This is a genomic window from Collibacillus ludicampi, from assembly GCF_023705585.1.
GTDB lineage: Bacteria > Bacillota > Bacilli > Tumebacillales > BOQE01 > Collibacillus > Collibacillus ludicampi.
Genome location: NZ_BOQE01000001.1, coordinates 1 through 26,980, shown reverse-complemented (window position 1 = coordinate 26,980; position 26,980 = coordinate 1). Strand labels below are relative to the sequence as shown.

Here is a 26,980-nt window from a genome sequence, read left to right as displayed (position 1 = left end):
TAAAGGGGTGTCAAATGATGCAATTTATCGTAGAATACTTCACTTTAACAGGTTCGACACAGATCGACTTGAAAGCGCAATCGTACAGAGAAGCTGAAATCAAAGCTGTGCAAGAACAGGAGAAGAGAAACGGTGTCATAGGAATTAAATGCATTCGGGAGATCCGAGTGATTCAAGAAAGGGAAGTATGCTGAAAATAACGAAATCCTGCTGAATCAGCGGGATTTTTTGTTTTAAGACGGGTATTCCGACACATATATTCTCTTAAAACGCTTCTGGCGTTTGAGAGGAGAGGCTTCATATGAGATACGCAGGTTTTTGGTTACGATTTGTCGCCTATTTGATTGACGCGATCTTATTGTGGGTATGCAGTTTTATTTTGTCATTCATATTTGGAGTATCTGCAATCGGTATGGCAGCGCTCACTCATGATCCGAACACGACGCTTGGCCCTCTCATGTTGTATGAATGGATCCTTTTTGTGGGAACTTGGTTGTATTTCGCTTTAATGGAAAGTTCAACGAAACAGGGAACACTTGGGAAAATGGCTCTAGGACTTCGCGTAACCGAGCTTAACGGCCAACGTATAACATTTGGCAGAGCGACAGGGAGATATTTCGCGAAGATCATTTCGAGTATTCTCTTTTTGATCGGTTACTTGTTGGCGGGATGGACGAAGAAGAAACAAGGGTTACACGACATGATCGCGGGAACCCTCGTGGTACGTAAAGAATCGTGAGTTCAGCCCAATAAGGTCACATGCACACAGGAAGCCTTCTCCCCTGTCACGTATCAGAAACTGGTACGCTGGGAAAGAAGGCCCGTCGCACACCTCATGAGCGAGTTCATGGATGAATTTCGGGATATCCCGAAAAACGCGAGTGGTCGTCGACAGATGGGCCAACGGATCAAAGCGGTGTACATCACAGCCATGCTGCGAAATGATCAAGTCTGGTTTAAATCTATGCAACAAAGGCGTGAGGGCGGCTATTAAGCATTCCAAATAGGAATCATCTTCTGTAAACGCTTCCAGCGGCAGGTTGAAAGAATAACCGTAACCGCGTCCTATCCCGCGTTCCGATACGGCTCCCGTCCCTGGAAAAAGGTATTTGCCCGTTTCATGGAGGGAGATCGTCAACACGTCCGGATCATCGTAAAAGATCCACTGTACCCCATCCCCATGATGTGCATCCGTATCCACGTAAGCGATACGTATACCATACTTCTTTTTTACATATGCGATCGCTACAGCGATATCGTTATAGATACAGAAACCGGAAGCGAGTCTGCGATGGGCATGATGCAGACCGCCCGCCATATTGAACGCGTGCGCAAAAGTACCTTCCATCACGAGATCTGCTGCAACGATCGTACCGCCAACGATCAGGCGAGTCGCCTCGTGCATATCGGGGAAGAGAGGATTATCCTCTGTGTTCAAGCCGAATATTCGAAAATGCTCCCGTTCTTCTTCTCTTGTTTCCTGTGAAGCACGTTTGACGGCGTCGATGTAAACGGGATCATGAACGAGCATCAATTCCTCTACCGATGCAGGACGAGGGCTCACAAGCTGATGCTCCTGCACGAGACCGAGCGTGGAAAGGAGGTCGAAAGTCATTTCGAGACGTTTTGGATTAAACGGGTGCTCATCGGCAAACTTGTAGCGAAGAAATTGAGGACTGTATATAAATGCTGAATTTTTGCTCACTAGTATTCCTCCTTATTGTTCGGGAGGACTCGGGTATCATGATCCTGTGGAAATAACAATCGGTCCGGGGAGCTCGATAATAGCCCCCTTTAGAACAGATGACGATTCATAAAACGAAGATCGTGAAATTTCTCGATGGATGACTGCGGGACATTCTTGCCGATTCGTGCCATGAGCATATTCGCCGGATGGCACGTAATTTCCGGATCATCGGTCGCGTAGTATTCCATGCCGACAGAACCCATCACTTTTTTCATAACCTCTTTGTAGTCCCATACCGAGAGCCCAGTGCCTTCCAGATCCCAATGCCAATAATACTCGGTGGAGATGACGATATAGTCTTCCATGGATTCATCGAGAAAAGAAACTTCGAGTAATGATTTGGCCAGACCGAGACCCCGATATGCGGAACAGACTTCGATCGCTCCGAGTTCCAGCAAGTCTTCCATATGCCCCTGTGACCAGCGTTCGAGGGGATCCGGGTAAAGGAATGTCACGTAACCGACTACCAGGTTGTCTTCGCGAGCGATGATGATCCGTCCTTCCGGTAATTCGGCGATACTGATAAGTGCTTGTTTCTGCTGGGGGGCTGGCCTGAATGCAGATAAACCTTCATGAAAATCATAATTTGCCAGTTGTTCGGGTAAAACAGGGCCTTCCACATAAAGAGGGCTTTTTTTCGTGTATATGAATTTCCGGTGAAACCGTTTGATATGTTCAACTGGACTCATGGGCTCTCCCTCCTAGTGATGTCATTATAGCTGATCTTTTACGTTTTTTGCGAGGTGTTTCGAGGAGTTATTAATAATCTGGGGAAGCATGATTGGTGATACATGTTTCGATCCCGATGCGTCGTAACGGATGCCGAAAAGGTCTTGCTCAGTAACAAGGATGTACATAAGCGAAATGTTCTCACTGGAACCTTTTTTATGGCGATATATAGAATTGTGTGTTATAATAATTTTAAAAATGTTCTAATGCCTATATTTTTAAAGTATTTAGAAAAGCAGGAGGGGAATTCATGTCACAGCAAGAGTTGATCCCGGTGTTGGCCACTTCTTACAATCTGAAGGATTATGAAGAAGCATATCGCACATTTGATTGGAAAGACGTCGAGAAAGCGTTTACGTGGCATGAAACAGGCAAGGTCAATGTCGCTTATGAGGCTATCGACCGGCATGTTGCTGAAGGCCGAGGAGATAAGATTGCACTGTTGTATAGCGATGATACGAGAAGCGAGTCATATACGTTCGCCCAGTTGCAAAATCTCACGAACCGTTTCGGGAACGTTCTGCGTAAATATGGGATCAAAAAGGGAGATCGCGTTTTTATCTTCATGCCTCGCAGTCCGGAACTGTATGTAGCGGTTCTGGGGGCATTGAAGATTGGGGCGATCGTTGGTCCGTTGTTCGAAGCATTCATGGAAGCTGCTGTTAGGGACCGTTTGGAAGATTCGGAAGCGGTTGCGATTGTTACGACTCCCAAGTTAAAAGGGCGTGTGCCTGTAAAAGAACTTCCTGCCCTCAAACATGTAATCCTCGTCGGCGACAATGAAAATATTGAGTTGGAATCAGGAGAAATCTCTTATCATTCCGAAATGCAACATGCTTCCGACGATCTGGAGATCGAATGGGTGGATCGGGAAGACGGAATGTTGCTTCATTATACCTCTGGTTCTACTGGAAAACCTAAAGGGGTTCTCCATGTTCATAACGCAATGATCCAACATTATCAGACAGCGAAGTGGGTCTTGGATCTTCGTGAAGATGATATCTATTGGTGTACGGCAGACCCGGGATGGGTAACCGGTACTTCCTACGGAATTTTCGGTCCTTGGCTTCACGGGGTGACTTCTGTCGTTCGAGGCGGGCGGTTCTCTCCGGAAGACTGGTATCAAACCATCGAGAAAAATAGAGTAACCGTCTGGTATTCTGCCCCGACCGCTTTCCGAATGCTGATGGGTGCCGGCGATGAACTGATCAAGAAATATGATCTTTCATCACTTCGCCATATCCTGTCTGTCGGAGAACCATTGAACCCGGAAGTCGTACGTTGGGGATTGAAGGTATACGGGCTTCGCATCCATGATAACTGGTGGATGACGGAAACGGGTGGACAGATGATTTCCAATTATCCGTGCATGCCCATTAAGCCGGGATCCATGGGTAAACCATTCCCGGGTATCTATGCGACCATCGTCGATGATCAAGGAAACGAATTGCCTCCGAATCGCATGGGTAACCTCGCGATTCGCAAAGGATGGCCTTCGATGATGCGCAAAATTTGGAAGAATCCGTCTAAATATGAAGAGTATTTCCGTCTCGAACCATGGTATATTTCCGGGGATTCGGCCTACAAAGATGAAGATGGATATTTTTGGTTTCAAGGACGGGTTGATGATGTCATCAACACATCCGGTGAGCGTGTAGGTCCGTTTGAAGTAGAATCGAAACTGGTGGAACACCCGGCCGTTGCAGAGGCAGGGGTGATCGGTAAACCCGACCCGATGCGCGGAGAGATCATCAAGGCGTTTATCGCTCTTCGTGAAGGGTACAAGCCTTCCGAAGAATTGAAGGAAGAGATTCGCCAGTTTGTGAAAAACGGGTTGGCTGCACACGCAGCACCGCGGGAAATCGAGTTCCGTGATAAATTGCCGAAAACCCGTTCCGGCAAAATCATGCGCCGTGTCCTCAAAGCCTGGGAACTCGGACTGCCCACGGGCGATCTATCGACAATGGAAGATTAAGAGAGCGTATTCAAACGAAAAAGTGGCATGCGTGATATGTGCATGCCACTTTTTTCGTACGGTTTACAACGTCGTTAAAATCTGCGGACCTTCGTTTGTTATGGCGATTGTATGTTCATATTGTGCAGATAGACTTCCATCCACCGTCCTCGCCGTCCAACCGTCTTCGTCGATCATCGCATGGTAAGTTCCTACATTGAGCATCGGCTCGATGGTGATCACCATTCCCTCTTTGAGACGGGGCCCCCTGCCTGGCGAACCGAAGTGTGGAACCTCCGGCCCTTCATGCATATTCCTGCCGATCCCATGTCCGATAAATTGGCGGACGACTGAAAAACCTTCCGCTTCAGCGTAAGATTGAATGGCGTGTGAAATATCTCCAATACGATTGCCGACGACTGCTTTTTCGATTCCTCTGTATAACGCCTCTTTCGTTACTTTTAACAGTCGCTCCGCCGTTTCGGAGACTTTTCCGATCGCATAAGACCAAGCCGAGTCAGCCAGCCAGCCGTTGAGGTTCACCACCATATCGATCGTGACGATGTCTCCTTCTTTGAGAGGTGTTTTGCTTGGGAATCCGTGACAAATCACGTCATTGACAGAAGCGCATGTTGCGTAAGGATAGCCCCGATAACCTTTTTGTTCAGGAATCGCTCCATGGTCTTGCAAGTATTTTTCAACAAATTGATCGATCTCCCAGGTTGTTACCCCGGGACCTATCCGTTTCGCAATCTCTTGATGACAAGCGGCCAAAATTTTCCCCGCCTGTCGCATCATGGCAATCTCTTCTTTTGTTTTTAAAATAATCATGATTTCACCTCAGTTCATCCTTTCAGCTTCTTATTATAATACAAAGAAACGACCTCGGAATTGAGGTCGTTTCTTATACTCTCAAAATCATAGATCGGGCAAGTCACTCTCGGGAACTGTGAAATCGGAAAAAGCCGGGTTTTCATCCTGGAAACGGGAGACGACTTTCTGCCCTTCTTTCCAAGGGGTAGATTTTCCGGGATGTTGTTCATTGTAAATAGACGCCTGATAAGGACCTTCAGGAAATTCTTCAGGAAGAATGTCTTTTTTCCATGCTTGTACAAAGGAGATTTCCTCATTATCCCCTTTACGGTTGCGCTCTGGATTCATGTTATCCATGGTGAAACACCTCCCCATTACCAGTCTTTCTCCCATTCTCTCCGTTCATGCAAAAGTTTGGAGAGGTTTAATTCAAGGACACTTGAGCATACTGCTTATTTGATGTTACGTTTTGCCAACCGAATCTCACGCATCTTGTTGACCTTCTTTTGAACAAAATCAAAAACGGCCAATGATTTTCAACCGGGTGATCACAATCGTAAGCAACGTGTTTCATCATACATAAATTTTACAGATTTCCACATAATGAAAATCAAGATCGTCTGTGATGCCTTTGGGACGACCCCATCGGAGAGACACATCGCGGTATCTGCCAGTCCTTAAGGAGGTGTGGGACATATGAGCTTCAGTGAAGAAGTCTTGCGCAAATACGAGAAGTACGTTAATCCAGGACTTGCTAAATTGCTTCGTTTTATGGGGTTATCTGCCGTCGAAGAAACGGCAGATGGAAGCCAAATCGTTGACACGGAGGGCAAACGATACATCGACTGTGTAGGAGGATACGGAACATTTGCTCTTGGACATAAACATCCGAAAATCATCAAAGCAGTGGAAGATCAACTTCGTAAAATGCCGTTGGCAAGTAAAGTCATGCTTTGTCCGCAGGTGGCAGACTTGGCAGAGATGCTCGCCACATATACGCCCGGTGATCTCACTTATTCGTTTTTCTGCAACTCGGGTACTGAAGCGGTGGAAGGCGCCATCAAATTGGCCCGTATCGCCACGGGACGCAGCAAGATTATTTCCGCTTTCAATTCTTTCCATGGGAAGACACTCGGTTCTCTATCGGCTACGGGCAATCATACATACAGAGAACCGTTTCTGCCGTTGCTTCCGGGGTTTGTTCATGTTCCTTTTAATGACGTAAGAATACTGGAAGGCATGATCGATGACGACACGGCTGCCGTCCTGCTCGAACCGATTCAAGGAGAAGCGGGCGTGATTATACCGTCTCCCGGTTATTTGAAAAAGGTTCGCGAATTGTGTGATGCACGCGGTGTCTTGCTGATTCTTGATGAAGTACAAACGGGAATGGGAAGAACAGGAACGTTATTCGCGTGCGAACAGGAAGACGTTGTACCTGATATCCTCTGTCTGGCCAAAGCACTCGGGGGAGGCGTGATGCCCATCGGTGCTTATATCGCCAGACCGCATGTCTATACCGCATATCAAGAAGCTCCTTTACTTCATACATCCACTTTCGGGGGAAATCCGCTCGCATGCACAGCCGCTCGTGCTGCCATTTCTGTTCTCGTCGAGGAAAACCTCGCGGAAGACGCAAAAATCAAAGGAACATACGTACTCGAACGATTGAGGGCGACGGCGCAGAAGTACCCCGGAATGGTTCGTGAAATCAGGGGAAGGGGATTGATGATCGGAATCGAGTTTACTTCCGACGCGGTCGGTGGGCTGGTGATGAGTGAATGGATTCAAAAAGGTGTACTTACGGCGTTTGCGTTAAACAATTTGCGAGTGACACGCCTCGAACCGGCATTAACGATTACATATGAAGAATTGGATGTTGTCATCCAAACATTCGATTCGGCGCTCTCGGTCTCCATGCCGCTCATGGATATCGGGTGAAGGAGGTGTGTACATGCCTGTCGTACAAGTGACAGAAACGGTCCGCGGGAACGCAAAAGACGTTTACACTCTGATACGGGATATGGAATCGTATCCCTGTTTCATGGAAAATTTGAACTCCGTACATGTGTTGGAACGGGGGGACAACTGGACCTTAACCGCTTGGGATACATCTTTGAACGGGATGCGTTTTCGCTGGCAAGAACATGATGAATTCGATCATGCCAATCATCGCATTCAGTATCGTCAAGTGTCGGGTGATTTGAAAAAATTCGAGGGTTCATGGATTGTTGAACAGGATGGTGATATCAGCAAGGTTACCTTGCTTGTCGATTTCGAGTTTGGCGTTCCCATGTTATCCAGTCTGTTGAATCCTGTAGCGAAGATCAAATTAAAACAAAATGGGGAATCGATGTTGAAAGCGATCAAAAGGCGTTTTGAAGGGGAAGTTTAAAATACAAATTAGGAGAGAGTCCGATGGATACGTTCGGGTTTATCATTCACCCTTTCGACTCGAGTGATATCGCCAAAAAATTTCCGTTTCTTAAGAGATGGCCTTCCGAAATCCTTGAAGCGATGGCCCGAAAAAGTCCACCGATCTTGGCCGATCATTTGCGGGGGATACGATCTCCTTACAACCAAATCGAAGGATGGTTTGTAGCCACTCCACTCACCGCTCGACAAATGGCATATCTGCCTCTTCCTTTCGTGTTACAAAAAATTATTGCAGCCGGTAAAAAATTGGAAAAACAAGGAGCGAAAGTGATCGGACTCGGTGCGATGACATCGGTTGTCGGAGATGCAGGTATCACGATCGCCAAACACTTAAAAGCGCCCGTAACAACAGGCAACAGTTACACGGTGGCTACGGCCATACATGCGCTGCGAAAAGCTGCAAGACTTATGGGAAAAGAGTTGAAGGAGTCCCAACTGGTCGTGGTAGGGGCAACAGGGGCCATCGGTTCGATTTGTGCTCGGATCATGGCACCCGACGTAGGAGGAATGACTTTGGCCGCACGGAATGAGCAAAGATTATCCGAGTTGGCCTCACTGATTTTGCGTGAATCCGGCAAAGTGGCCGAGATATCGACAGATGTCCGTAATGCGGTACGGCGGGCCGACTTCGTGATCACCGTATCGGGCAGTCCGGATGTTCTCATTCATCCTTCGGATCTGAAACCAGGAGCGGTGGTGTGTGATGTTGCACGACCACGTGATGTGGCGCGTCAGGTTGCGGAAGTACGCAATGACGTGCTGGTGATTGAAGGAGGTCTCGTTGAAGTACCGGGATCGTACGAGAGCGATTTGCGTTTTGGCCTGCCACACGGGATCGTTTACGCATGTATGGCAGAAACGATGATTCTCGCGTTGGAAAGGCGGTACGAATGCTTTACTTTGGGAAGGGAAATCACGATTGAACAAGTACAAGAGATCAATCGATTAGGGGAAAAACACGGGTTCCGACTGGCCGGACTTCGTTCTTATGAAAAAGCGCTCTCAGAAGAAGAAATCGATGGAGTACGCTTGCGTGCAAAACAAGTGATGGAACGACACCAACCGATGGATTCCGAGGTGATTCATTTTTAGGAAGTCTATTGGATGGAAGTATCATCTCTCCTCTTTCGTTGAACCATCGAGACAATCCAGAAACGGATTCATGTTTAATGGTATAATGTGCCTATCGATGTTGTGCAAGAAAGGGAGAAACTGATGGAAAGCAAAGCAGCATTTTTACGTATCCTTCGCTCCATTGACGGAAAAGGGTATGGTGCTTACAAAGAGATTCGAGATACATATGATTTTGGGCCTTTTGCCCTACATATCGAGCATGTACAGGCGGATCCGTTTGCTCCTCCTTCACGCATACGCATTGAGGTTCCCCGTTCGTTTACTTCATTTCCCGATGATTTGCTCGCGAATGCTATTACGATTCGTGGAACGGAAGATTTTCTCATTCGTCGTGTCGATCAATTGATCCGTGAGAAGAGAGCGAAATCGAAAGGGAAAGCGTTCGCGGAGATTCGCATTGAACGCCCAGGGCAGACTGTGCTTACGCGCAGCGCGATGACTCTGAACCGAGACGGAGGGGTGGAAGCGCGTCTCACCGTGGAACTTCCGGCAAAGGGAAGGCGTATTTTTGCCAAAGCAGCGGAACGCATATTTTGTGAAGATCTCATTTACTTGGTAGACCAGGCGTTGAATTGGCGGAATATTTCTCAGGAACAATTGAAGAAGCACATCAACTTGTTGGAGGAACAGGATGCGATTCGCCGCCAACTCAAAGAGAAAAAACTCGTGGCTTTCATTGCGAACGGATCGCTTTTAGCGCGGGAATCGGGAAGAAGCGACCTCCCGATGAAAGAAAATGCCGTACCCTTTCATTCGCCCCCTTCTTTAGAGGTGGAGATGGAATTGCCAAACGGGTGTACAGTGAAAGGGATGGGGATCCCGGAAGGAGTCACGCTGATCGTTGGGGGTGGATATCACGGCAAATCCACGTTATTACAAGCGATCGAACGCGGTGTGTACGATCATATCGGTGGGGACGGACGTGAATATTGCATTACCGACCGGACGGCGGTCAAAGTGCGTGCGGAAGACGGACGACCTGTGTCACGAGTAGATATAACCACATTTATTAATCATTTGCCACAGGGCAGGTCTACGAAACGATTTTCCACGCAAGATGCCAGTGGCTCCACGTCGCAGGCCGCCGGTATTATCGAAGCGGTCGAAATGGGAGCCCGCTGTTTGCTGATGGATGAGGACACGTGCGCGACCAATTTTATGATCCGCGATGCGCGCATGCAGGAACTGATCACAAAGGAACAGGAGCCGATCACCCCTTTTCTTGATCGAGTACGCGAATTCTATGAAGTGGCGGGGGTATCGACGATCCTAGTTCTAGGCGGGGCAGGGGACTATTTGGATGTCGCCGATCGAGTGATCGCGATGCATGAGTATCGTCCCAGTGATGTGACTGCACAAGCCAAAGAAATTGCCACCCGTCTCCCCACCCGACGAAAACGGGAAAAGATCGAACCGTACATGCCCTCGCAACCCCGCTATCCCTTGCCGGAAGGTCTTTCTGCCTTCAAAGGGGAGAGGGAGAAAGCGGAGGCGAAAGGACTCGCAACCATTCTCTACGGGAAAGAAATCATAGACCTGAGCGGCGTCTCGCAGTTGGTTGAAGAATCGCAAACACGCGCGATTGCACATGCAATCCGCTATGCGGTCAACCACTATATAGACGGTACGTTAACGCTCCAGGAAGTGATCGCCCGTGTGATGAGGGATCTGGAGAAAGAAGGATTCCAAGTGATTAGCCCATTTGCCAATAGCGTCCCGGGCCAGTATGCGATGCCGCGCCCTTTTGAGCTTGCGGCAGCATTGAATCGGCTTCCAAGTCTGAGGATCAAATAAATCATTAGGGTTGGAATACGCCAAACCTTTTCAAACCGGTTTCCTCTTATGGAACCGGTTATTTTATGCAAGTACGGACATTCAATGTTTATAAACGGTACGTTCTTTACAGATCTCTGAATCTTTTATCTATAAGATATTTTTATTATAAACATTAAAAAACATCATTTTACTTATGATAGTCGAGTACGGTAAGATGCCCTTAATCAAAATCATAAAGTCCGATAAGTAATTATGTGATTGTAATGGCGGATGGGAGTTGAGGTGGTTACATGATCAAAATCAGTGATTGTGTTGTTGTTGTCTCAGACAATTTTTTTTCAAATATGATCGGTCGAGTGGTTGAAATCAATGAATCAAAGGTTCTTGTCAACTTCGATGAGATGGATTGTTCCATATTATTTGATCTCGATGATGTGCGGAAATTTCGATGAACCATTCCTTTCAGAGGAAACTAAATATTTTCTCTCGCATCCACTTGACGTTTATTCTCTGATATTCCCTTAGGGAACGCGGTTCCGAAAGATTCGCGTCCTGTGTTATGATGATTCTGGTGATCATCGATGGATCAAAGAGAAAAGATTCGCGAAAAATTGAAGTTGCTTCCTGAGAAGCCCGGTGTCTATTTAATGAAAGATGCCACAGGTCGTGTGATCTATGTAGGAAAGGCCAAAGTTCTTAAAAACCGGGTACGATCCTATTTCACAGGATCCCACGACGGTAAGACCCAGTCGCTTGTCAGCCATATAGCGGATTTCGAATATATAATCACCGATACGGTTGTGGAAGCGCTACTCCTCGAATGTAATCTCATCAAAAAATATACGCCGCATTACAATATCATGTTAAAGGATGACAAGGCGTATCCCTATATAAAGATCACGAGTGAAGAGCATCCTCGCCTTGAAATCGTGAGACGGGTGCAAAAAGACAAAGCGCGCTACTTTGGTCCGTATCCCAACGCGACAGCCGCGAATGAAACGAAAAAACTGCTCGACCGCTTGTTCCCACTCAGAAAATGTAGGACGCTGAAATCGAAAGTATGTCTGTATTATCATATCAATCAATGCCTGGCGCCGTGTGAATTCCCAGTTCTTAAAGAGACATATGATGAAATGATTAAAAACATCGTCAAGTTTCTTAATGGAGGACATGGAGAAATCAAAGAGCAGTTAATTGAAAAAATGAATCAGGAAGCGGAAGCGCTACGGTTCGAACGAGCCAAGGAACTGAGAGATTTGATCATACAGATTGACCGGTTGATGGAAGGGCAGAAAGTGGATTTGGCCGATGGTATCGATCGTGATATCTTCGGTTACTACGCGGATAAGGGTATGATGTGTGTACAAGTCTTTTACATGCGCAATGGGAAATTAATCGAAAGAAACGTCTCCGTTTTCCAGCATCATAATGATGAAACCGAAGATTTTCTTTCCTATGTTACCCAATTTTATTATGAAAATCCCGATCTTCCCAAGGAGATTTTATTGCCTACAGGAATCGATATCGAAGCGATCGATCAATGGTTGCAAGGGAAGATCAAAGTTCCGATGCGCGGAAATAAGAAAAAATTGGTAGAAATGGCGATCGAGAATGCTCGGAATGCGCTCGAGGAACGATTCAAGTTGATGGATCGAGATATGGATCGCACCATTCGCGCCGTTCAACAATTGGGGGATATTCTCGCGATCCAAACCCCCCGCCGCATCGAAGCTTTCGACAACTCCAATATCCAAGGCGTCAATCCGGTGGCCGCTATGGTTGTATTTCTCGACGGTCAACCTGCGAAGAAAGAGTATCGCAAGTATAAAATCAAAACGGTAACAGGGCCGGACGATTATGCTTCCATGCGAGAGGTCATCCGCAGAAGATATGTACGCGTCTTGAAGGAAAAAGGTCCGTTGCCCGATCTGATCGTGATTGACGGTGGAAAAGGGCAGATTCACGCGGCGCTCGATGTACTGCAAAATGAATTGGATCTCGATATCCCGGTCTGTGGTTTGGCAAAAGATGAACGGCATCGTACATCCCAACTTTTCTTTATGGACGACCCGGAACCGATACGAATTGACCGCACATCACAAGCATTTTATCTGCTCACCCGCATTCAGGAAGAGGTGCACCGTTTCGCGATCACGTTTCATCGCACGACTCATAACAAACAAGCGATGCGCTCCATTCTTGATGAAATCCCCGGTGTTGGAGAGAAGCGGCGCAAAGCGCTGCTGAAACATTTCGGTTCGCTTGACGCGATCCGAAGCGCACCGATCGAAGAGTTTCGCAAGATCGGAATTGGCGATCAATTGGCACATGAGATTTTATCGTTTCTTAATCAGAAATAGTAAAGGCCCTCGCCATCGCTGAGGGCCTAAATATGATTAACGGTACGCGCTGATCACATTCCAATAGGCGTCATCTGTAAAACCAAGCCTCCAGATCGCAATCCCCTTAAGGTGATTTTGCACGGCCAGTTGCATTTTGAAGTCGAGGCCGGCAGGATTTTCTCCCCAAACCGTATGTTCAACGCCGTTATCAACATAAGTAAAATGGCTTTCCTTTTCTTGTTCATCCCACGTGAATGTAACGCCATGATTGATTGCGAGTTGGTTCATCGACTTTTCCATGACGACTTTGGCTGGAGATCCAGCAGCCCAATTATAGCCATACGCAGCCACACCGAGATAGATTTTTTCCGGCGGAATATGTGTGATGGCAAAAGCGATCACCTGTTGTACCCATGGATACGAAGCCACGGGTCCCGCTGTATCGCCAGCCCAATGTTCGTCATATGTCATGATCGTAACAAAATCGGCAAGATTTCCAATCGCTGTGTAATCATAAGCACCCGTCCAATGATCATTCAGTGAATCGACCGTTTTTGCGGGTAGAGCTACACTGAACTTGTAGCCGTTCGCATGAAGCAGAGAAGCCGTTTCTTGTATAAGCGCTGTCAAATTTGCCCGATCTGACGGCATCACTCCTTCAAAATCGAACTGTACTCCTTGAAAGCCGTTGGTTGCAACCATTTGTTCTATGTTTTGCGCGAGTGTAGTGCGCAAAGACGAATCGCTTACAATCTTATGGATCAGGTCTGCGTTGAGATGATTATCCTGCAAATTATGTATGAGAGCATACGCTTGCAGCCCGTTTTGCTTGGCGAAGGTAAGAGCGGATGTCGGCACACCGCTTAGATGCCCGTCTTCCGTGACCGTATAGGAAAAAGGGGCAACCGCATCGATGCTGCCGGAGTGTGAAGCGAGATCCTGAAATGCACGCATGTCCCCTGGCCAATCTTCCGTGTAATATCCCATAACTGACAATCGGGGTGTCGGATACTTGACAGAATCCACCTGCACGAGTTGTTTGGCTGGAGGAATTGATGTCTTATCAATCGACGTCGATGTATCAAATATCGAAAATGGAAAAAACGGGTACGGACTCGCGTCGACAACAAATGACTTCAAAAGAAGCGAACCGAATAATAACATACCGGCAACACTAAATAGAAAAAATTTCCATTTCATGATCATACCCCTCTCCAGTACGCATTGTACATTTGCAGAGGGATAGGAACAATGCATAATTGTTGGAAGAACAACAACAAAAAGATGGATTTTTCCCTCTATTCCATGCTATAATGACCAAAAATTCAATAGAAGCCTCATCTCGTTTGAGGTGAGGTAGAGGCGCGAACGACCAAGAGTAGCCATGAGGAGAGGTTCGGGGCTTGATGAGACATGGTGAAAGGGGTCTTCGCCGAAGTCTGCGTTCACCCGGGGGACGTACGGCTGGGTCTGCATCGAATAGGTGCAGGACTGTCACAGAAAAGATTCCCTTACTTTTCTGTGGAGCACTATCTCACACAAGGGAGGAGGTACGCTTTGCTGCTGAAAACGGACATTAGACAGCAATAAAAGGGTATTCCTTCTATTGCTGTTTTTCATTTAACGGAAATATTAAGGATAAGTTGACACAAATTGAGGTGGAAAATCATGGCATTGATCGTGCAGAAATACGGAGGAAGTTCCGTTCGCACAACTGACCATATCAAGAGAGTGGCGGGACGCATCAAGGACACGGTAACAGAAGGGAATTCTGTCGTCGTCGTCGTTTCTGCAATGGGAGATACGACCGATGAATTGATTGAAATGGCAGGCCAAATCACGAATAAACCGTCCGCGAGAGAAATGGATATGCTTGTGACCACGGGTGAACAAGTTTCTGTGGCACTGCTCTCGATGGCTTTGCAAGAAATCGGCATCGACAGCATTTCGTTGACCGGAGGGCAAGCGGGGATACGGACAGAAGCGGTTCACGGAAAGGCACGGATCTTGGATATCCAACCGGATCGCATCCATCGGGAGTTGAAAGATGGAAAAGTGGTCGTTGTCGCCGGATTTCAAGGCGTCACGGATGACGGTGAAATCGCAACATTAGGGCGAGGCGGTTCCGATACGACGGCTGTGGCTCTCGCCGCAGCCATTCAAGCGGATGTTTGCGAGATTTACACGGATGTGGAAGGTGTATATACGACAGACCCGCGCGTCGTTCCCCATGCGAGGAAGATCAACGAGATTTCTTATGATGAAATGTTGGAATTGGCAAATTTGGGTGCGGTCGTTCTACACCCGCGCGCCGTTGAATGTGCGAAACAATATAACATTCCTTTGCGGGTACGCTCCAGTTTTACAAAGAATCCAGGCACGCTTGTTAAGGAGGAAGCTGAAATGGAACAAGGTATGATCGTACGGGGGATCGCCCATGATTTGAATGTTGCGAAGGTTGCGCTCGTTGGGGTTCCGCATCGAAAAAACAGTCTGCAGCTCGTGTTCAAAAAGTTGGCTGCTGAAAACATCAATGTTGATATTATCGTTCAAAGCATCGTACACAATGAGGTGAGCGACATTTCGTTTACCGTCTCGGTCGACGATTTAGATAAAGCTTGTGATGTATTAAACGGTGTAAAAGAGGAATTGAATGCATCGGAAATCGTCTGTGAAGAGGGATTGGCAAAAGTCTCGATCGTCGGGGCGGGAATGATCTCAAATCCGGGTGTTGCCGCACAGATGTTTGACGCTTTAACAGAAGCGGGTATTGGAATAAAAATGGTTTCCACATCGGAAATCAAAGTTTCATGTGTAATCGATGCTTCACAGGTACACGATGCTGTGAAAGCCCTGCATACATCCTTTGGTTTGGATGCATTGGATACCGTAACGGTTGCAAAATAATTATGGAAAAAGAAAGATGACTTGACAATTCTTTGGTGGATGGTAAAATCATGATAAATAATTGAATATCTTTAGCGAATGTACGATTCGCACTCTTATCGAGAGTGGTGGAGGGACTGGCCCAATGAAGCCCGGCAACCACCGTTCTGTCCGATCGAGGCACAGACGGAGAGGTGCTAAATCCTGCAGGATCCATTGGATTCTGAGAGATAAGAGGAGGCACTCGGAGTATACACTCTCCCCTCTTCTTATCTGAAGAGGGGTTTTTTATTTCACATCTTTACCGTGAGTATGAAAGGATATCTTACATACAAAAGTGAGGGGAGCATATGAAACAAAAAAATGTAAAAATTGGACTGCTTGGACTGGGTACTGTCGGCACAGGTGTGGTTAAAACCTTACAAACGCACCAGGATCAAATCGAGAAGCGGACAGGAAAACACATAGAAATCAGGCGGATCCTGGTTCGTGATCTGAAAAAGAAACGAGGGGTATCTGTCGACCCGAGTCTTCTCACAACATCCCCTGAAGACTTGCTTTCGGATTCAGAAATTTCCGTGATTATTGAGGTGATGGGAGGAATCGAGCCGGCTTATTCGATCATCCGCAAGGCTTTACAAACCGGTCGCCATGTGGTCACCGCGAACAAAGAATTGTTGGCGAAACACGGGGCAGAATTACTGGAGCTGGCTGAAAAGAACGGGGTGCAATTATGGTTTGAAGCGAGCGTGGGCGGTGGCATTCCGGTCATTCGGATCCTTCAGTCCTATCTTCATGTGAATCGTGTGCAGTCGATCGCCGGGATTTTAAATGGAACTTGCAATTTTATTTTATCGGAAATGGCTCGCACAGGCCGTCCTTATGCCGATGTGTTGAAGGAAGCGCAAGCGCTAGGCTATGCGGAAGCAGATCCGATGAATGATGTTCTCGGATTCGACACGATGTATAAGCTTGCAATTTTAAGCAATCTCGCGTTCGACATTCATATTCCCCCCACTGCGATCGAGACGGAAGGCATTCAGCAGATCGAACCGATTGACATTGAAATGGCGCATGCATGGGGATATGTGATTAAATTAATTGGAAGCGCCGCTTATACGGAAGGGCTCTTTTCCGCATCCGTGGGACCGCGTCTTTTGCCCGTTTCACACCCGCTCGCCCAAGTGAATGATGTCCTCAATGCGGTGACCATATCGAGTGATGTTGTCGGTGAGCTCACGTTTATTGGGAAGGGTGCCGGGGAACTGCCAACCGCCAGTGCGGTCATGGAAGATTTGATATGTTTGTGCAGCGGCGGCGCGGGTTGGCGGATACCCGCTTTTCACAAAGATAACGTACAAATCGACTCGGAAGAACAGCGTGTGCAGACATGTTATTTACGTATAGCAGTACGTGATGAACGAAGCAATGAGTTGTCGAAACGGATCGAACAAGTTGTCCATGGATTGGGTGGATTCACCGTGGAAAAACATGTGCGTCGCTTGAATGACCAAACATATGTAACTTATTTAATTGGAGGAATGGAGAGAAACGTGATTCGTTCGTTCGTAGCCGATTTGGAATATGTAGGGCTGGATTGCAAACCGCTTCTCATTTTTGTGGAAGAGAGTGAGGTACAGGAAAAAGAGATCGCTTATGTGGCGGGGTAACGATAAAAAAGTATCATGATTGTCACATAAGACAAGCGCATTTCATGATTGAGGATTTTGCAAGGGAATGGCTGCAGCCTGGTTAAATATCGTTACGACATAAAATCTTCAAGGATTTTTAAGAGAATCTCTCTTTGCAAAATCCTCTCTGTTTCAATACAGCTCTAACGTTCATTTTCTTGACACATATTCAATTCAATGATTACAATTGCTATAGATTGTCATAAGGTACCGGGCAAATATTTCAGTAACTGTGTTAAAGCGGTTACAAAAAATGTATGTATGCAATCATGAAAGATTTTCGAATCCGTTTGCATGCTTACATAATCCCGGAAGGATACTAAGAAGGAGGCGCATGGATCGGAATCGTATTTGTACTAGGATCAAGTTTGTGACAATCGTCACGTACTTGGGAATGCAAAACGTATAAGGTTTATTCTGGAAGGAGGATCGTTAATATGTCACAGCAAGCTACAAGAGAGTTTTGGTTTCGTCGCTTGCACACACTCTTAGGTGTCATACCTGTTGGACTATTTCTGATCGAGCATTTATTTACGAACTCTACCGCGATGAGAGGTGCGCAATCTTACGATAACGCAGTCGCATTCCTCTACAACATTCCGTTTCGCGTGTTTATTGAGTATGTTTTTATCTTCTTGCCTTTACTGTATCATGGGGTTTATGGAATGTATGTCGCATTTACATCAGGTTATAATGCTTCCCAGTACGGTTGGTTCCGAAATTGGATGTTTGTTCTTCAACGCGTTACTGGAGTAATCACGTTCGTATACATTGTTTGGCATTTGTGGAATACGCGTTTCAGCGGAAATGAACCAAGCTTCAACATGGTAGCAAACACAGTTGCGAATCCGATCGCATTTTGGTTTATGCTCATCGGAATCATCGCAGCGGTGTTTCACTTTGCAAACGGATTATGGTCATTCTGTGTACACTGGGGTATCACGGTCGGTCCGCGCGCACAGAGAACATTCGCTTATGTGATGGGCCTTGTGTTTGTTGTTTTGTCAGTTGTAGGCGTGAACGCACTCTTCGCGTTTACTCATCAGGTGTAAGGGAAGGGAGAGTAACAGATGAGCAAGCAAAAGGTTATTGTTGTAGGCGGCGGGCTCGCAGGCCTGATGGCTACGATCAAAGTCTGCGAAGCTGGTGTGCCGGTCGATTTATTTTCGCTCGTACCTGTGAAGCGATCCCACTCCGCTTGTGCGCAAGGTGGAATTAACGGCGCAGTCAATACGAAGGGCGAAGGGGATTCCCCGTGGATCCATTTCGATGATACTGTCTATGGCGGTGATTTCCTTGCCGACCAACCTCCGGTATTAGCGATGTGTGAGGCCGCTCCTGGTATTATTCATATGTTTGACCGTATGGGCGTTATGTTCAACCGTACACCGGAAGGTCTTTTGGATTTCAGACGTTTCGGGGGAACGTTACACCACCGGACCGCGTTTGCTGGCGCAACCACCGGGCAGCAATTGTTATACGCGCTGGACGAACAAGTACGCCGTTTCGAAGCGGAAGGCCTTGTACAAAAATATGAGGGTTGGGAATTCCTTTCCGCCGTGTTGGACGATGAGGGCGTATGTCGCGGAATCGTTGCCCAGGATCTTCGCTCGATGGAGATTCACAGCTTTGTGGGCGACGCGGTGATCCTGGCAACTGGAGGACCCGGCCTTATCTTTGGACGTTCTACCAACTCGATCATCAATACGGGTACGGCCGCATCCGCCGTATATCAGCAAGGTGCCATCTACGCGAACGGTGAATTTATCCAGATTCACCCAACCGCGATCCCCGGGGACGACAAATTGCGCTTGATGTCCGAGTCAGCTCGCGGGGAAGGGGGCCGCGTATGGACTTACAAAGATGGTAAACCTTGGTACTTCCTTGAAGAAAAATACCCGAAATACGGAAACCTTGTCCCGCGTGATATCGCGACACGTGAAATTTTCCACGTATGCGTGGATCTTGGGCTCGGTATTAACGGCGAAAACATGGTTTACCTTGACGTTTCACATATCCCTGCGGAAGTCCTTAATGTTAAACTTGGCGGGATCCTCGAAATTTATGAGAAGTTTGTCGGGGACGACCCAAGGAAAGTACCGATGAGAATCTTCCCGGCTGTTCACTACTCTATGGGCGGTCTTTGGGTCGATTATGATCAACGGACCAGCATACCTGGATTGTTCGCAGCAGGGGAATGTGATTTCTCTCAACACGGAGCGAACCGCCTGGGAGCAAATTCCTTGTTGTCTTCCGTTTACGGGGGAATGGTTGCAGGACCAAACGCTGTGAAATATATCCGTGGTCTGAAGAAAGCATCTGGCGATGTTGCTCAAAGTTTCTTTGAGACAGAACGCAAAAAACAAGAACAAAAATATGAATCGATTCTCAAAATGGAAGGTAAAGAGAACCCCTATCAGCTTCATCGTGAACTTGGGGAATGGATGACCAATAACGTTACGGTGGTTCGTTATAACGATAAGCTCAAGAAAACCGATGAGAAAATTCTTGAGTTAATGGAACGTTATAAGAATATCGGTATCGCCGACAAATCGCGTTGGGAAAACCAAATGGCTCCATTTACACGACAACTGTGGAATATGCTTGAATTGGCCCGCGTGATTACACTGGGAGCACTCAACAGAAACGAATCTCGGGGAGCGCATTACAAACCGGAATTCCCGAAACGCGACGACGCGAACTGGTTGAAACACACGATGGCAACATGGACGCCGAACGGTCCGAAGTTTGATTACAAAGACGTGGATGTCTCTTTGATCAAGCCGCGTGAACGTAACTATAGCGTGGACAAGGAGGAGACGATGAAAAAATGAGTGAAAAGCGCATGGTCCACTTAATCATAGAACGGCAAGATCGGAACGATACGAGTCCGTATACGGTAGAATTCAAGATTCCTTATCGTCCGGGCATGAATGTGATCGCGGCGCTTATGGAGATCCAACGGAACCCGGTTGACGCGTCGGGCAAACCCGTGGCTCCTGTTGCTTGGGAATGTAACTGCCTTGAGGAAGTTTGCGGAGCTTGTATGATGGTGATCAATGGAAAACCGCGACAAGCTTGTACGGCATTGATTGATCAATTGGAACAGCCGATCCGTCTCAAACCTGCACGTACGTTCCCTGTTGTTCGTGACCTCGTAGTAGACCGGAGCCGTATGTTCCAAGCACTGAAAAAAGTGAAGGCATGGGTACCGATCGATGGAACCCACAATTTGGGGCCCGGTCCTCGCATGCCTGAAAAAGATCGTCAATGGGCATATGAACTGTCGAAGTGTTTTACTTGCGGTTGTTGTGTGGAAGCATGTCCGAATGTGAACGAACGTACAAACTTTATCGGTCCTTTCGCGATTTCACAGGTTCGTCTGTTTAATACTCATCCGACGGGTGCCATGCATGCGGATGAGCGTTTGGAAGCGTTGATGGGTGAAGGCGGCATCCATGAGTGTGGTAACTCACAAAACTGTGTACAGGTTTGTCCGAAAGGTATTCCTCTGACAACTTCGATCGCAGCCATGAACAGAGCGACCACCGTATATGCGATTAAGAGTTGGTTGAATCGGTAACCAGTTGAACTCGATAGATCCTCCCTCGATTGAGGGAGGATTTTTTATCTTATCTTGCGATTTGTAGGAATTTTACTTGCAGAAAACGTTCCTAAATTCATCGCAAGAATTTGTTGATAATTCTAGGATATTATATAATAAAATACTATCCGGATAGTATTTATGTATACGTCAGAGAAATCGTTGGGCGTGCATCTTTATAACCTGAAAACAGGAAAAGAAGAAGCGGTTATTCCCTTGTCCTATCAATCACACAAAGTGATGGTCAGATTTTTTGTACTGTCTCCATCCGATACGTAATAGGATGGCAAGAGAACAAACTGTTGAAACGCAGAGTAGAAAGAGGTGTACACGATGATTTACCTAGTGTTTGACTATGTGAACCCGTTTATCCTTACATTAGTTTTCTGTCCCTTGATATCGGTTCTGCTCGGCGCATGGTTCGCCATGATGCGAAAAAAAAAGCTCATTGCACTTGTGGTATCCTTTGTGCTTCCCCTGCTCTATATCACATCCGATTGGAATACATTCATAGCAAATCTGGGAGCATGGCTGTTATGGGGAACGTTATATGCTCTTGTAGCCTATTTAGCACATAAAGCAGTCTCAATTATAAGGGGGAAAAGTAAAAAATAGGTATTCGAACGGAGCTCCTCAGGCTGTCGATAAAGTCGGCAGCCTTTATCAGGGCTAAAACTTTGTTTTTTTACAGTATGAAAAAGGGAGTCATGATCATTGATTCTTCGGGAGCCGTTAATAAGTGAATCCTGTATTTACCGGGTGAACGGATATCGCCCAGAAGTTGTGATTGTGCGAAATGCTTGGATTCGAGAATCGGAGAGGAAAAATCCCTTGCGGATTCACTCATCGGTTTGCCGAGTCGTATGCTGTAACGATCGACAACTCGGTTTCTACACTCGCTCATAGCTTACAAGTAAAAGTGTAGGGGGAGTGACAGAGGAGTACATATCATAGGTTTTGGCCTAAATGTTTTCTTGCCTGCACCATCGTACGTAGGATCGAATACAATAAGTTGACTGTATCCCTTGACCTTGTCTGATCATGACCCGAGCAAGGAGGGATCGAGTGTGACAACGGGAAAGGATATGCGCAGCAAATCTCTTTTGACCAACCGGGAGCGAGAGGTTTTCGAGTTACTGGTGCAGGATAAGACGACGAAAGAAATTGCCGGCATACTCTTCATCAGCGAAAAGACCGTTCGGAATCACATCAGTAACGTCATGAAGAAACTGAACGTAAAAGGAAGATCCCAAGCCGTTGTTGAGCTGGTACGGCTTGGTGAATTGCAGATATAAACCACCGAACGGGGAAGACCCTACTTCTATGGAGTAGGGTTTTTGTCTGACCCTGGTCTCAATATATGCGCGGAAATCCTTGAATAGAAGGGGTTTCGAGAAAAACAAAAATCCACTCTAAGCCGTTATGGGGACGAGTTGGGGACCAAATTTTTCGGAGCAAGTCTCTCCAATTTGTCAGCCGCGGCTTTGTTTACTTTTTTGGTGACATGCGCGTAGATGTCGGCAGTCACCTGATACGTTGAATGACCGAGCCGTTCCTGGATGGCCTTCAGGTCTACTCCGGCCTCAATGAGCAGGGTGGCAGCTGTATGGCGCAGATCATGGAGACGGATATATCGAAAATCATGCTTCGCTAAGAATTTTCGCCACCGTTTTGTAGGAGTCGTATAATAGTATGGCTTCCCGGTGCCTCCATGGAATACATACTGCTTGTCCCCACCTTCCCATAGGTCGCCAACCAAGAGCCGTTCTTTTTTCCATTCGGTATAGTATTTCCGCAATTCACGCATGTACCACTCTGGCATCACTACGATCCGCTCATACTCGTTCGTTTTTGTACCTTTGACAACAGCTTTTCCTTGTAGCGTGTAGGAGATGCTTTTCCTGATTGTGATTGTATTTTCGTCAAAGTCCACATCTGTCCATTCTAATGCCGTTAGTTCCCCGCGCCGAAAACCACCGAGCATAGCCCCGAGAAAATAAAGCCGCCAGGAGGCGGGTTCGTCGTAAAGAGCCCGGATGATTTCCTGAGTTTCGTCTGTTTCGTAAAAATTAGGATTCCTTTTCCCTACTTTTGGTCGTTTAACGCCGTCCATCGGGTTGTTTGGGATGACACGCCACTCGACAGCATTTGAAAAAACACTCCGAAGAATCGTATAGATATCACGAACGGTAATTTCGGACAGTTGACCACTTTTTCCGTCTTTACGCTCACCTTCTTTCTGGATTTCATTGAAAAAGTTGATGATATACAAGGTTTTGATGTCGTTCAACTGTTTATGTCCGAAGAAAGGTAGAATGTGAGATCGGAAATGAGAGGTGTATTTATTTAGAGTTGTCAGAGCGAGTTCTTTCTCAGCGTATTTCTTCAGCCATTCGTTTTCAACGAAATTCTTGAAACTCATCTTCTCTGGTGCGATATATTCCCCGGACTCGATCTCAGTTACAAACTTAGCTAATTCCTTTTCCGCTTCCCGTTTCGTTTTCACATGAACCGTCTTCGATCTCCTTATTCGTTTCCCGTTTGCATCATATCCAAGTTCAACTACAAGTCGGTAAGAATTTTTGCCACGTTTTTCGATGCTTGCCAAACGGCATCCTCCTTTCTAGCTTTTGTATGGGATCCACAACTCTTTCTTTTAGACATCACCTCCTTAATGGGAATATATGTTCTGTTTTTGTGTTAAAAATATATGGTTTCCCGGTTTGCTTTCGTTTCAAATGTGCTAAATCTTGGGGTACACCATATGTCGCGACAAGTTCGTAAATGGTCATATTTGTGTTCTGAAATTCATATATGACTTGATCCGGTATGAGAAGCTCCAATGCAAACTGGTTTGCTTCTCGCTCGATACGGTCGATTGAGAAAAGGGTATTCTTTCTAAGAAAAGGTGTGTTGACATGTCTGTGCAGGATCGAATGACCAAGCTCATGCGCGCAAACAAAACGTTGCTCTCTTTCGTTGAGGTCAGAGTTAATATGGATCATGGGGATCCGTTTGTATGTGTGAAAGTAGCCAAGAATGTCACCCAGTCGCTCAAAAAGAACCAAGATATTTCTTTGTGAAGCAATTTCGAATGGATTGTTGGTTCTGTATTTTTTAATCAATTTTTCTACTGTACCTTTAATCAACTGCATCCACCCTTCATAACTCATTTCTTGTGCTTATGAGGGGTGAACTTTTGCTTGGCCAACTTTTTTGCAAGTCGCATGGAATTTTCGAGTGAGATACGAAGCAGTTCTCGGCTCTGCTCATCCAATGGCTCCCCATGAAAGGACAGCGCTTCATTCGACTCAAGATCACTCAGCATTTTCTCGAGATCGCGAGCGATGTCACGTTCTTCCTTTGAAGAGAGGGGTGGGAGGTAATTTTGTTTAGCCGTTGTTGTTTCAGGTCCATCCAAGAGATAACTTACCGGAATGTTGAGAGCTTCTGAAATAGCTTTTAAAGTATCTACACTCGGGTTGTATCGATCACGCTCAACATCAGCAATATAGGATCTAGACATGTTTGCTTGTGTAGCTAACTCACTTTGCGTCAAACCTCTTTGTTTTCGGTAAAATTTTATATTTTCACCAAGAGACATTTTTCTGCTCTCCTTTTGTACCAGTCGGTATTACCGACGTTTGAGAACAATTATAAGCAAGTAAAGTCGGACATACAAGTTATTAAATGTCGTAAATACAAGTAATTATAAGCTATATGACGTGATTACAAGTATTTATCTGATTAATACATGTATATGCCTAAAATTAAACAGGAATCGTCTTTTACAATTTGTCGTGAATACTGTACATTTAGGGTACGGAGGTGATTTTATGTTGGACAAAAAAACTCTTGGCGCAATCATACAGAAAAAACGGAAAGAAAAAGGGCTAAAACAAATTGATCTGTCCATTGCTACTGATTTATCAAGAAATTATCTTTCTGACATTGAAAACGGGAGATACATGCCAAGCGTAGAAGCGTTGTCTAGAATTGCGGCTTGTTTAGATTTGGATTTAAACGTGCTCAAAATGACGGAAATACAAGTTGTAGATGAGAGCAAAGGGTTGGTCTCAGCCCGCTGAAATAGAGAATTCGAAAAAGGAGGAATTATTTTGACTCGCGTCACCATGACTGTTCAAGAAGTGGCTCAATACATCGGCGTCTGCGAAGACACCATTTATAACATGGTGCGGGAGAAGAAAATCCCGCACATGAGAGCGCGCAGGCGGATCTTCTTCCGCAAAGACTCCATCGACGCATGGATGGAACAGCAAGAAAAACAAGCGATGATCCGTATAACCTTTTGATTATGCATGCAATGCGTGATGTTGTTGAGGCTCTTAGTAAGTTTCAGATTCAGTGAAAGGAGTTTGGGGACATGATGAGTTTTGAAACGGTGGAGGAAATTCAACGTCACATCATGCAGCTGGAAGCGTTCTTAAGGACTCCAAACCTGCCTTACGATGTGGCGCAAGATGCACGTGAGGAGTTGTCGGAATACAAGATCCTACTCTATCGAAAGATTCGAGGTTTGGCCTCATGAACGCTGCTGAAGCGGTCAGATATTACGAGAGGCAAATATGCGAATGGTGTTCATTTCGACAGGCAGAACGCTTTTTCGAATGCATAACGTGCCCGATCGAGCGGTGGAAACAGGAGATTATCGCGGAAGAAGCGAGGATTTCGATTAAAAAATAGTGGCCCGATGGGGGAACATCGGGCCAGGCAATGGGGTATGCGTGATAATGGTAACCCCATTGTAACACGGATAAATCTATCAAACAATGGAGGTTTTAAATATGAGCGTACTTGAAAACCATCTGGAAACCCAAGAGGTTCGTGAGAATTTCGTGGTTGATACAAAAGAGAAAGCAGTTTGGGCTCTTCGAAAACTGGCTAAAATCCGCCAGGAGATGGCTGAAAATCAAGCCATCGCTGAAAAAGAGATCGAGCGGATCAAAGCATGGCTGGAAGACGTAAACGGTGGTCTTCAAAGAGATGCTGAATACTTTGAGAGCCTGCTCCAGGCATATCATCGCATGGTCTTAGAAGAGAATCCGAGAGCCAAAAGCATTAAATTGCCATACGGAACATTGAAGGCCCGGAAACAAGAGCCGGATTACATTCGGGATGAAGAAAAGCTTTTAATCTGGACGAAAGCAAATCGGCCGGATGCGGTGAGGGTGAAGGAGAGCGTTGATTGGTCGTCATTGAAGAGAACGATCGTCAGCACGGAAAATGGCGTCGCCGTTGACGAAAATGGTCAGGTGATCGAGGGCATTACGGTGGTGGATTGTGGCATCAAATTCTCGGTGGAGGTGGCTGAGTAATGGCGGAGGCAAAAGCCAATCTGCAAGTCGTTACCGGCGGTTCATCCATGCCGACTTTAAACGTATCAAACGAGCAAAAGCTGCAAGCTATCCGCGGCACCGTTGCGAAAGGAGCAACCGACGCTGAGTTCGTCATGCTCATGCATTTGGCCAACCGGTATCAGTTGGACCCCTTTCTTAAAGAGATCTGGTTTATCAAGTACGGCAATACACCGACCATCATGGTCAGCCGGGATGGTCTACGCAATTACGCACAACGCCAAGAAGATTTCGAGGGTCTGATCAGTCAGGAAGTGCGGAAAGGCGACACATTCAAATACAGCCCGATTACTGGTGAGATTTATCACGAAACAGACGATGGTAGTGGACCTATTACGAAAGCGTACGCCATCGTCTATCGGAAAAACCGAAAACCACATATCGAATTGGTGGATTTCAAAGAGTATTACGAAGCACTAAGTGCGAAAAACCCCGTTTGGAAGTCTCATCCGAGTGCGATGATCAAAAAAGTTGCGGAGGTTCTGGCTCTCAA

Annotated in this window: 28 protein-coding genes and 2 riboswitches; of the genes, 20 read left to right on the top strand and 8 right to left on the bottom strand. The window is 46.4% G+C overall.

Annotation, left to right across the window (positions count from 1 at the left end; translation table 11 throughout):
• Window positions 1–17: 17 nt before the first annotated feature.
• Together DNHGIG_RS00140 and DNHGIG_RS00135 are read left to right on the top strand one after the other, a co-directional pair.
• The gene (locus tag DNHGIG_RS00140) at window positions 18–194 is read left to right on the top strand and encodes a hypothetical protein (RefSeq protein ID WP_282197756.1); all 177 of its coding nucleotides are present in this window, start codon (window positions 18–20) and stop codon (window positions 192–194) included.
• Window positions 195–301: 107 nt separating this feature from the next.
• Window positions 302–739: an RDD family protein gene (locus tag DNHGIG_RS00135; RefSeq protein WP_282197755.1), complete on the top strand. Its 438-nt coding sequence runs from the start codon at window positions 302–304 to the stop codon at window positions 737–739.
• On the opposite strand, the gene DNHGIG_RS00130 is transcribed toward DNHGIG_RS00135, so the two are convergent.
• Both DNHGIG_RS00130 and DNHGIG_RS00125 read right to left on the bottom strand, forming a co-directional pair.
• Window positions 692–1,705: an acetoin utilization protein AcuC gene (locus DNHGIG_RS00130; RefSeq protein ID WP_282197754.1), complete on the bottom strand. Its 1,014-nt coding sequence runs from the start codon at window positions 1,703–1,705 to the stop codon at window positions 692–694. The two genes, DNHGIG_RS00135 and DNHGIG_RS00130, sit on opposite strands and share 48 nt — an antisense overlap.
• An 89-nt stretch (window positions 1,706–1,794) precedes the next feature.
• Window positions 1,795–2,436, bottom strand: coding sequence for a GNAT family N-acetyltransferase (locus tag DNHGIG_RS00125; protein WP_282197753.1), 642 nt, complete (start codon window positions 2,434–2,436; stop codon window positions 1,795–1,797).
• A gap of 290 nt (window positions 2,437–2,726) precedes the next feature.
• On the opposite strand from DNHGIG_RS00125, the gene acsA reads away from it, so the two are divergent.
• Window positions 2,727–4,451 carry an acetate--CoA ligase gene (gene acsA / locus DNHGIG_RS00120; RefSeq protein WP_282197752.1) on the top strand — a complete coding sequence of 575 codons (1,725 nt, stop codon included), beginning with the start codon at window positions 2,727–2,729 and terminating at the stop codon, window positions 4,449–4,451.
• Between the two features lie 63 nt (window positions 4,452–4,514).
• Here the strand turns inward: acsA and map are convergent, their stop codons facing one another.
• On the bottom strand, window positions 4,515–5,261 hold the full coding sequence (gene map, locus DNHGIG_RS00115; RefSeq protein ID WP_282197751.1) for a type I methionyl aminopeptidase: 747 nt from the start codon (window positions 5,259–5,261) through the stop codon (window positions 4,515–4,517).
• 87 nt (window positions 5,262–5,348) lie between these two features.
• The gene (locus DNHGIG_RS00110) at window positions 5,349–5,600 is read right to left on the bottom strand and encodes a hypothetical protein (protein ID WP_282197750.1); all 252 of its coding nucleotides are present in this window, start codon (window positions 5,598–5,600) and stop codon (window positions 5,349–5,351) included.
• 339 nt (window positions 5,601–5,939) lie between these two features.
• Here DNHGIG_RS00110 and DNHGIG_RS00105 point away from each other — a divergent pair, with 339 nt between their 5' ends.
• The 5 genes from DNHGIG_RS00105 to uvrC all read left to right on the top strand — a co-directional run bounded on the left by DNHGIG_RS00105 (window position 5,940) and on the right by uvrC (window position 12,949).
• Window positions 5,940–7,184 (top strand): aminotransferase class III-fold pyridoxal phosphate-dependent enzyme, encoded by a 1,245-nt coding sequence (locus DNHGIG_RS00105; protein ID WP_282197749.1) that lies wholly within the window; start codon window positions 5,940–5,942, stop codon window positions 7,182–7,184.
• A gap of 13 nt (window positions 7,185–7,197) precedes the next feature.
• Window positions 7,198–7,638 carry a type II toxin-antitoxin system RatA family toxin gene (locus DNHGIG_RS00100; RefSeq protein WP_282197748.1) on the top strand — a complete coding sequence of 147 codons (441 nt, stop codon included), beginning with the start codon at window positions 7,198–7,200 and terminating at the stop codon, window positions 7,636–7,638.
• 23 nt (window positions 7,639–7,661) lie between these two features.
• A complete protein-coding gene (locus DNHGIG_RS00095; protein WP_282197747.1) occupies window positions 7,662–8,771 on the top strand; it encodes a shikimate dehydrogenase in 1,110 nt (369 codons plus the stop codon).
• Window positions 8,772–8,894: 123 nt separating this feature from the next.
• On the top strand, window positions 8,895–10,607 hold the full coding sequence (locus DNHGIG_RS00090; protein ID WP_282197746.1) for an ABC-ATPase domain-containing protein: 1,713 nt from the start codon (window positions 8,895–8,897) through the stop codon (window positions 10,605–10,607).
• A 563-nt stretch (window positions 10,608–11,170) separates the two neighbouring features.
• Window positions 11,171–12,949, top strand: coding sequence for an excinuclease ABC subunit UvrC (uvrC, locus tag DNHGIG_RS00085; protein ID WP_282197745.1), 1,779 nt, complete (start codon window positions 11,171–11,173; stop codon window positions 12,947–12,949).
• Window positions 12,950–12,985: 36 nt separating this feature from the next.
• On the opposite strand, the gene DNHGIG_RS00080 is transcribed toward uvrC, so the two are convergent.
• Window positions 12,986–14,131 carry a glycosyl hydrolase family 18 protein gene (locus DNHGIG_RS00080; protein ID WP_282197744.1) on the bottom strand — a complete coding sequence of 382 codons (1,146 nt, stop codon included), beginning with the start codon at window positions 14,129–14,131 and terminating at the stop codon, window positions 12,986–12,988.
• 149 nt (window positions 14,132–14,280) lie between these two features.
• Window positions 14,281–14,471, top strand: a riboswitch (Lysine riboswitch).
• Window positions 14,472–14,599: 128 nt separating this feature from the next.
• On the opposite strand from DNHGIG_RS00080, the gene DNHGIG_RS00075 reads away from it, so the two are divergent.
• The 7 genes from DNHGIG_RS00075 to DNHGIG_RS00045 all read left to right on the top strand — a co-directional run bounded on the left by DNHGIG_RS00075 (window position 14,600) and on the right by DNHGIG_RS00045 (window position 22,407).
• On the top strand, window positions 14,600–15,838 hold the full coding sequence (locus DNHGIG_RS00075; protein WP_282197743.1) for an aspartate kinase: 1,239 nt from the start codon (window positions 14,600–14,602) through the stop codon (window positions 15,836–15,838).
• Between the two features lie 92 nt (window positions 15,839–15,930).
• A riboswitch (SAM riboswitch) is annotated at window positions 15,931–16,054 on the top strand.
• Window positions 16,055–16,167: 113 nt separating this feature from the next.
• The gene (locus DNHGIG_RS00070) at window positions 16,168–17,487 is read left to right on the top strand and encodes a homoserine dehydrogenase (protein WP_282197742.1); all 1,320 of its coding nucleotides are present in this window, start codon (window positions 16,168–16,170) and stop codon (window positions 17,485–17,487) included.
• A gap of 458 nt (window positions 17,488–17,945) precedes the next feature.
• Window positions 17,946–18,560, top strand: a complete 615-nt coding sequence (locus DNHGIG_RS00065) for a succinate dehydrogenase cytochrome b558 subunit (RefSeq protein WP_282197741.1) — start codon at window positions 17,946–17,948, stop codon at window positions 18,558–18,560.
• Window positions 18,561–18,578: 18 nt separating this feature from the next.
• Complete coding sequence (gene sdhA, locus DNHGIG_RS00060; protein WP_282197740.1) at window positions 18,579–20,342, top strand: succinate dehydrogenase flavoprotein subunit; 1,764 nt, start codon at window positions 18,579–18,581, stop codon at window positions 20,340–20,342.
• The gene (gene sdhB, locus DNHGIG_RS00055) at window positions 20,339–21,091 is read left to right on the top strand and encodes a succinate dehydrogenase iron-sulfur subunit (protein WP_282197739.1); all 753 of its coding nucleotides are present in this window, start codon (window positions 20,339–20,341) and stop codon (window positions 21,089–21,091) included. The genes sdhA and sdhB overlap by 4 nt, the downstream gene beginning before the upstream one ends.
• 354 nt (window positions 21,092–21,445) lie before the next feature.
• On the top strand, window positions 21,446–21,727 hold the full coding sequence (locus DNHGIG_RS00050) for a hypothetical protein (RefSeq protein WP_282197738.1): 282 nt from the start codon (window positions 21,446–21,448) through the stop codon (window positions 21,725–21,727).
• Between the two features lie 470 nt (window positions 21,728–22,197).
• Window positions 22,198–22,407 (top strand): helix-turn-helix domain-containing protein, encoded by a 210-nt coding sequence (locus DNHGIG_RS00045; protein ID WP_282201318.1) that lies wholly within the window; start codon window positions 22,198–22,200, stop codon window positions 22,405–22,407.
• A 125-nt stretch (window positions 22,408–22,532) separates the two neighbouring features.
• Here the strand turns inward: DNHGIG_RS00045 and DNHGIG_RS00040 are convergent, their stop codons facing one another.
• Genes DNHGIG_RS00040 through DNHGIG_RS00030 form a run of 3 tightly spaced genes read right to left on the bottom strand, consistent with a single transcriptional unit; the run spans window position 22,533 to window position 24,716 of the window.
• Window positions 22,533–23,720 (bottom strand): tyrosine-type recombinase/integrase, encoded by a 1,188-nt coding sequence (locus DNHGIG_RS00040; RefSeq protein ID WP_282197737.1) that lies wholly within the window; start codon window positions 23,718–23,720, stop codon window positions 22,533–22,535.
• 55 nt (window positions 23,721–23,775) lie between these two features.
• Window positions 23,776–24,267, bottom strand: a complete 492-nt coding sequence (locus DNHGIG_RS00035) for an ImmA/IrrE family metallo-endopeptidase (RefSeq protein ID WP_282197736.1) — start codon at window positions 24,265–24,267, stop codon at window positions 23,776–23,778.
• Between the two features lie 14 nt (window positions 24,268–24,281).
• Window positions 24,282–24,716, bottom strand: a complete 435-nt coding sequence (locus DNHGIG_RS00030) for a helix-turn-helix domain-containing protein (protein ID WP_282197735.1) — start codon at window positions 24,714–24,716, stop codon at window positions 24,282–24,284.
• Window positions 24,717–24,948: 232 nt separating this feature from the next.
• Here DNHGIG_RS00030 and DNHGIG_RS00025 point away from each other — a divergent pair, with 232 nt between their 5' ends.
• The 5 genes from DNHGIG_RS00025 to bet all read left to right on the top strand — a co-directional run.
• On the top strand, window positions 24,949–25,200 hold the full coding sequence (locus tag DNHGIG_RS00025) for a helix-turn-helix domain-containing protein (protein WP_282197734.1): 252 nt from the start codon (window positions 24,949–24,951) through the stop codon (window positions 25,198–25,200).
• A gap of 30 nt (window positions 25,201–25,230) precedes the next feature.
• Window positions 25,231–25,425 (top strand): helix-turn-helix domain-containing protein, encoded by a 195-nt coding sequence (locus DNHGIG_RS00020; protein WP_282197733.1) that lies wholly within the window; start codon window positions 25,231–25,233, stop codon window positions 25,423–25,425.
• A 71-nt stretch (window positions 25,426–25,496) separates the two neighbouring features.
• The gene (locus tag DNHGIG_RS00015; protein WP_282197732.1) at window positions 25,497–25,661 is read left to right on the top strand and encodes a hypothetical protein; all 165 of its coding nucleotides are present in this window, start codon (window positions 25,497–25,499) and stop codon (window positions 25,659–25,661) included.
• A 256-nt stretch (window positions 25,662–25,917) separates the two neighbouring features.
• On the top strand, window positions 25,918–26,448 hold the full coding sequence (locus DNHGIG_RS00010) for a host-nuclease inhibitor Gam family protein (RefSeq protein ID WP_282197731.1): 531 nt from the start codon (window positions 25,918–25,920) through the stop codon (window positions 26,446–26,448).
• The coding region (gene bet / locus DNHGIG_RS00005; RefSeq protein ID WP_282197730.1) for a phage recombination protein Bet at window positions 26,448–26,980 on the top strand (533 nt) is incomplete at its 3' end. The genes DNHGIG_RS00010 and bet, both read left to right, overlap by 1 nt.

Bases quoted from the DNA above. Each gene is read 5' to 3' on its own strand.
- DNHGIG_RS00050 (WP_282197738.1), top strand. From the start codon at position 21,446: ATGATTTACCTAGTGTTTGACTATGTGAACCCGTTTATCCTTACATTA.
- DNHGIG_RS00015 (WP_282197732.1), top strand. From the start codon at position 25,497: ATGATGAGTTTTGAAACGGTGGAGGAAATTCAACGTCACATCATGCAG.
- DNHGIG_RS00070 (WP_282197742.1), top strand. From the start codon at position 16,168: ATGAAACAAAAAAATGTAAAAATTGGACTGCTTGGACTGGGTACTGTC.
- DNHGIG_RS00105 (WP_282197749.1), top strand. From the start codon at position 5,940: ATGAGCTTCAGTGAAGAAGTCTTGCGCAAATACGAGAAGTACGTTAAT.
- DNHGIG_RS00080 (WP_282197744.1), bottom strand. From the start codon at position 14,131: ATGAAATGGAAATTTTTTCTATTTAGTGTTGCCGGTATGTTATTATTC.
- DNHGIG_RS00010 (WP_282197731.1), top strand. From the start codon at position 25,918: ATGAGCGTACTTGAAAACCATCTGGAAACCCAAGAGGTTCGTGAGAAT.
- map (WP_282197751.1), bottom strand. From the start codon at position 5,261: ATGATTATTTTAAAAACAAAAGAAGAGATTGCCATGATGCGACAGGCG.
- DNHGIG_RS00140 (WP_282197756.1), top strand. From the start codon at position 18: ATGCAATTTATCGTAGAATACTTCACTTTAACAGGTTCGACACAGATC.
- DNHGIG_RS00075 (WP_282197743.1), top strand. From the start codon at position 14,600: ATGGCATTGATCGTGCAGAAATACGGAGGAAGTTCCGTTCGCACAACT.
- DNHGIG_RS00090 (WP_282197746.1), top strand. From the start codon at position 8,895: ATGGAAAGCAAAGCAGCATTTTTACGTATCCTTCGCTCCATTGACGGA.
- DNHGIG_RS00035 (WP_282197736.1), bottom strand. From the start codon at position 24,267: ATGCAGTTGATTAAAGGTACAGTAGAAAAATTGATTAAAAAATACAGA.
- uvrC (WP_282197745.1), top strand. From the start codon at position 11,171: ATGGATCAAAGAGAAAAGATTCGCGAAAAATTGAAGTTGCTTCCTGAG.
- DNHGIG_RS00095 (WP_282197747.1), top strand. From the start codon at position 7,662: ATGGATACGTTCGGGTTTATCATTCACCCTTTCGACTCGAGTGATATC.
- DNHGIG_RS00045 (WP_282201318.1), top strand. From the start codon at position 22,198: ATGCGCAGCAAATCTCTTTTGACCAACCGGGAGCGAGAGGTTTTCGAG.
- DNHGIG_RS00065 (WP_282197741.1), top strand. From the start codon at position 17,946: ATGTCACAGCAAGCTACAAGAGAGTTTTGGTTTCGTCGCTTGCACACA.
- DNHGIG_RS00110 (WP_282197750.1), bottom strand. From the start codon at position 5,600: ATGGATAACATGAATCCAGAGCGCAACCGTAAAGGGGATAATGAGGAA.
- DNHGIG_RS00125 (WP_282197753.1), bottom strand. From the start codon at position 2,436: ATGAGTCCAGTTGAACATATCAAACGGTTTCACCGGAAATTCATATAC.
- DNHGIG_RS00030 (WP_282197735.1), bottom strand. From the start codon at position 24,716: ATGTCTCTTGGTGAAAATATAAAATTTTACCGAAAACAAAGAGGTTTG.
- DNHGIG_RS00135 (WP_282197755.1), top strand. From the start codon at position 302: ATGAGATACGCAGGTTTTTGGTTACGATTTGTCGCCTATTTGATTGAC.
- sdhA (WP_282197740.1), top strand. From the start codon at position 18,579: ATGAGCAAGCAAAAGGTTATTGTTGTAGGCGGCGGGCTCGCAGGCCTG.
- DNHGIG_RS00025 (WP_282197734.1), top strand. From the start codon at position 24,949: ATGTTGGACAAAAAAACTCTTGGCGCAATCATACAGAAAAAACGGAAA.
- sdhB (WP_282197739.1), top strand. From the start codon at position 20,339: ATGAGTGAAAAGCGCATGGTCCACTTAATCATAGAACGGCAAGATCGG.
- DNHGIG_RS00100 (WP_282197748.1), top strand. From the start codon at position 7,198: ATGCCTGTCGTACAAGTGACAGAAACGGTCCGCGGGAACGCAAAAGAC.
- acsA (WP_282197752.1), top strand. From the start codon at position 2,727: ATGTCACAGCAAGAGTTGATCCCGGTGTTGGCCACTTCTTACAATCTG.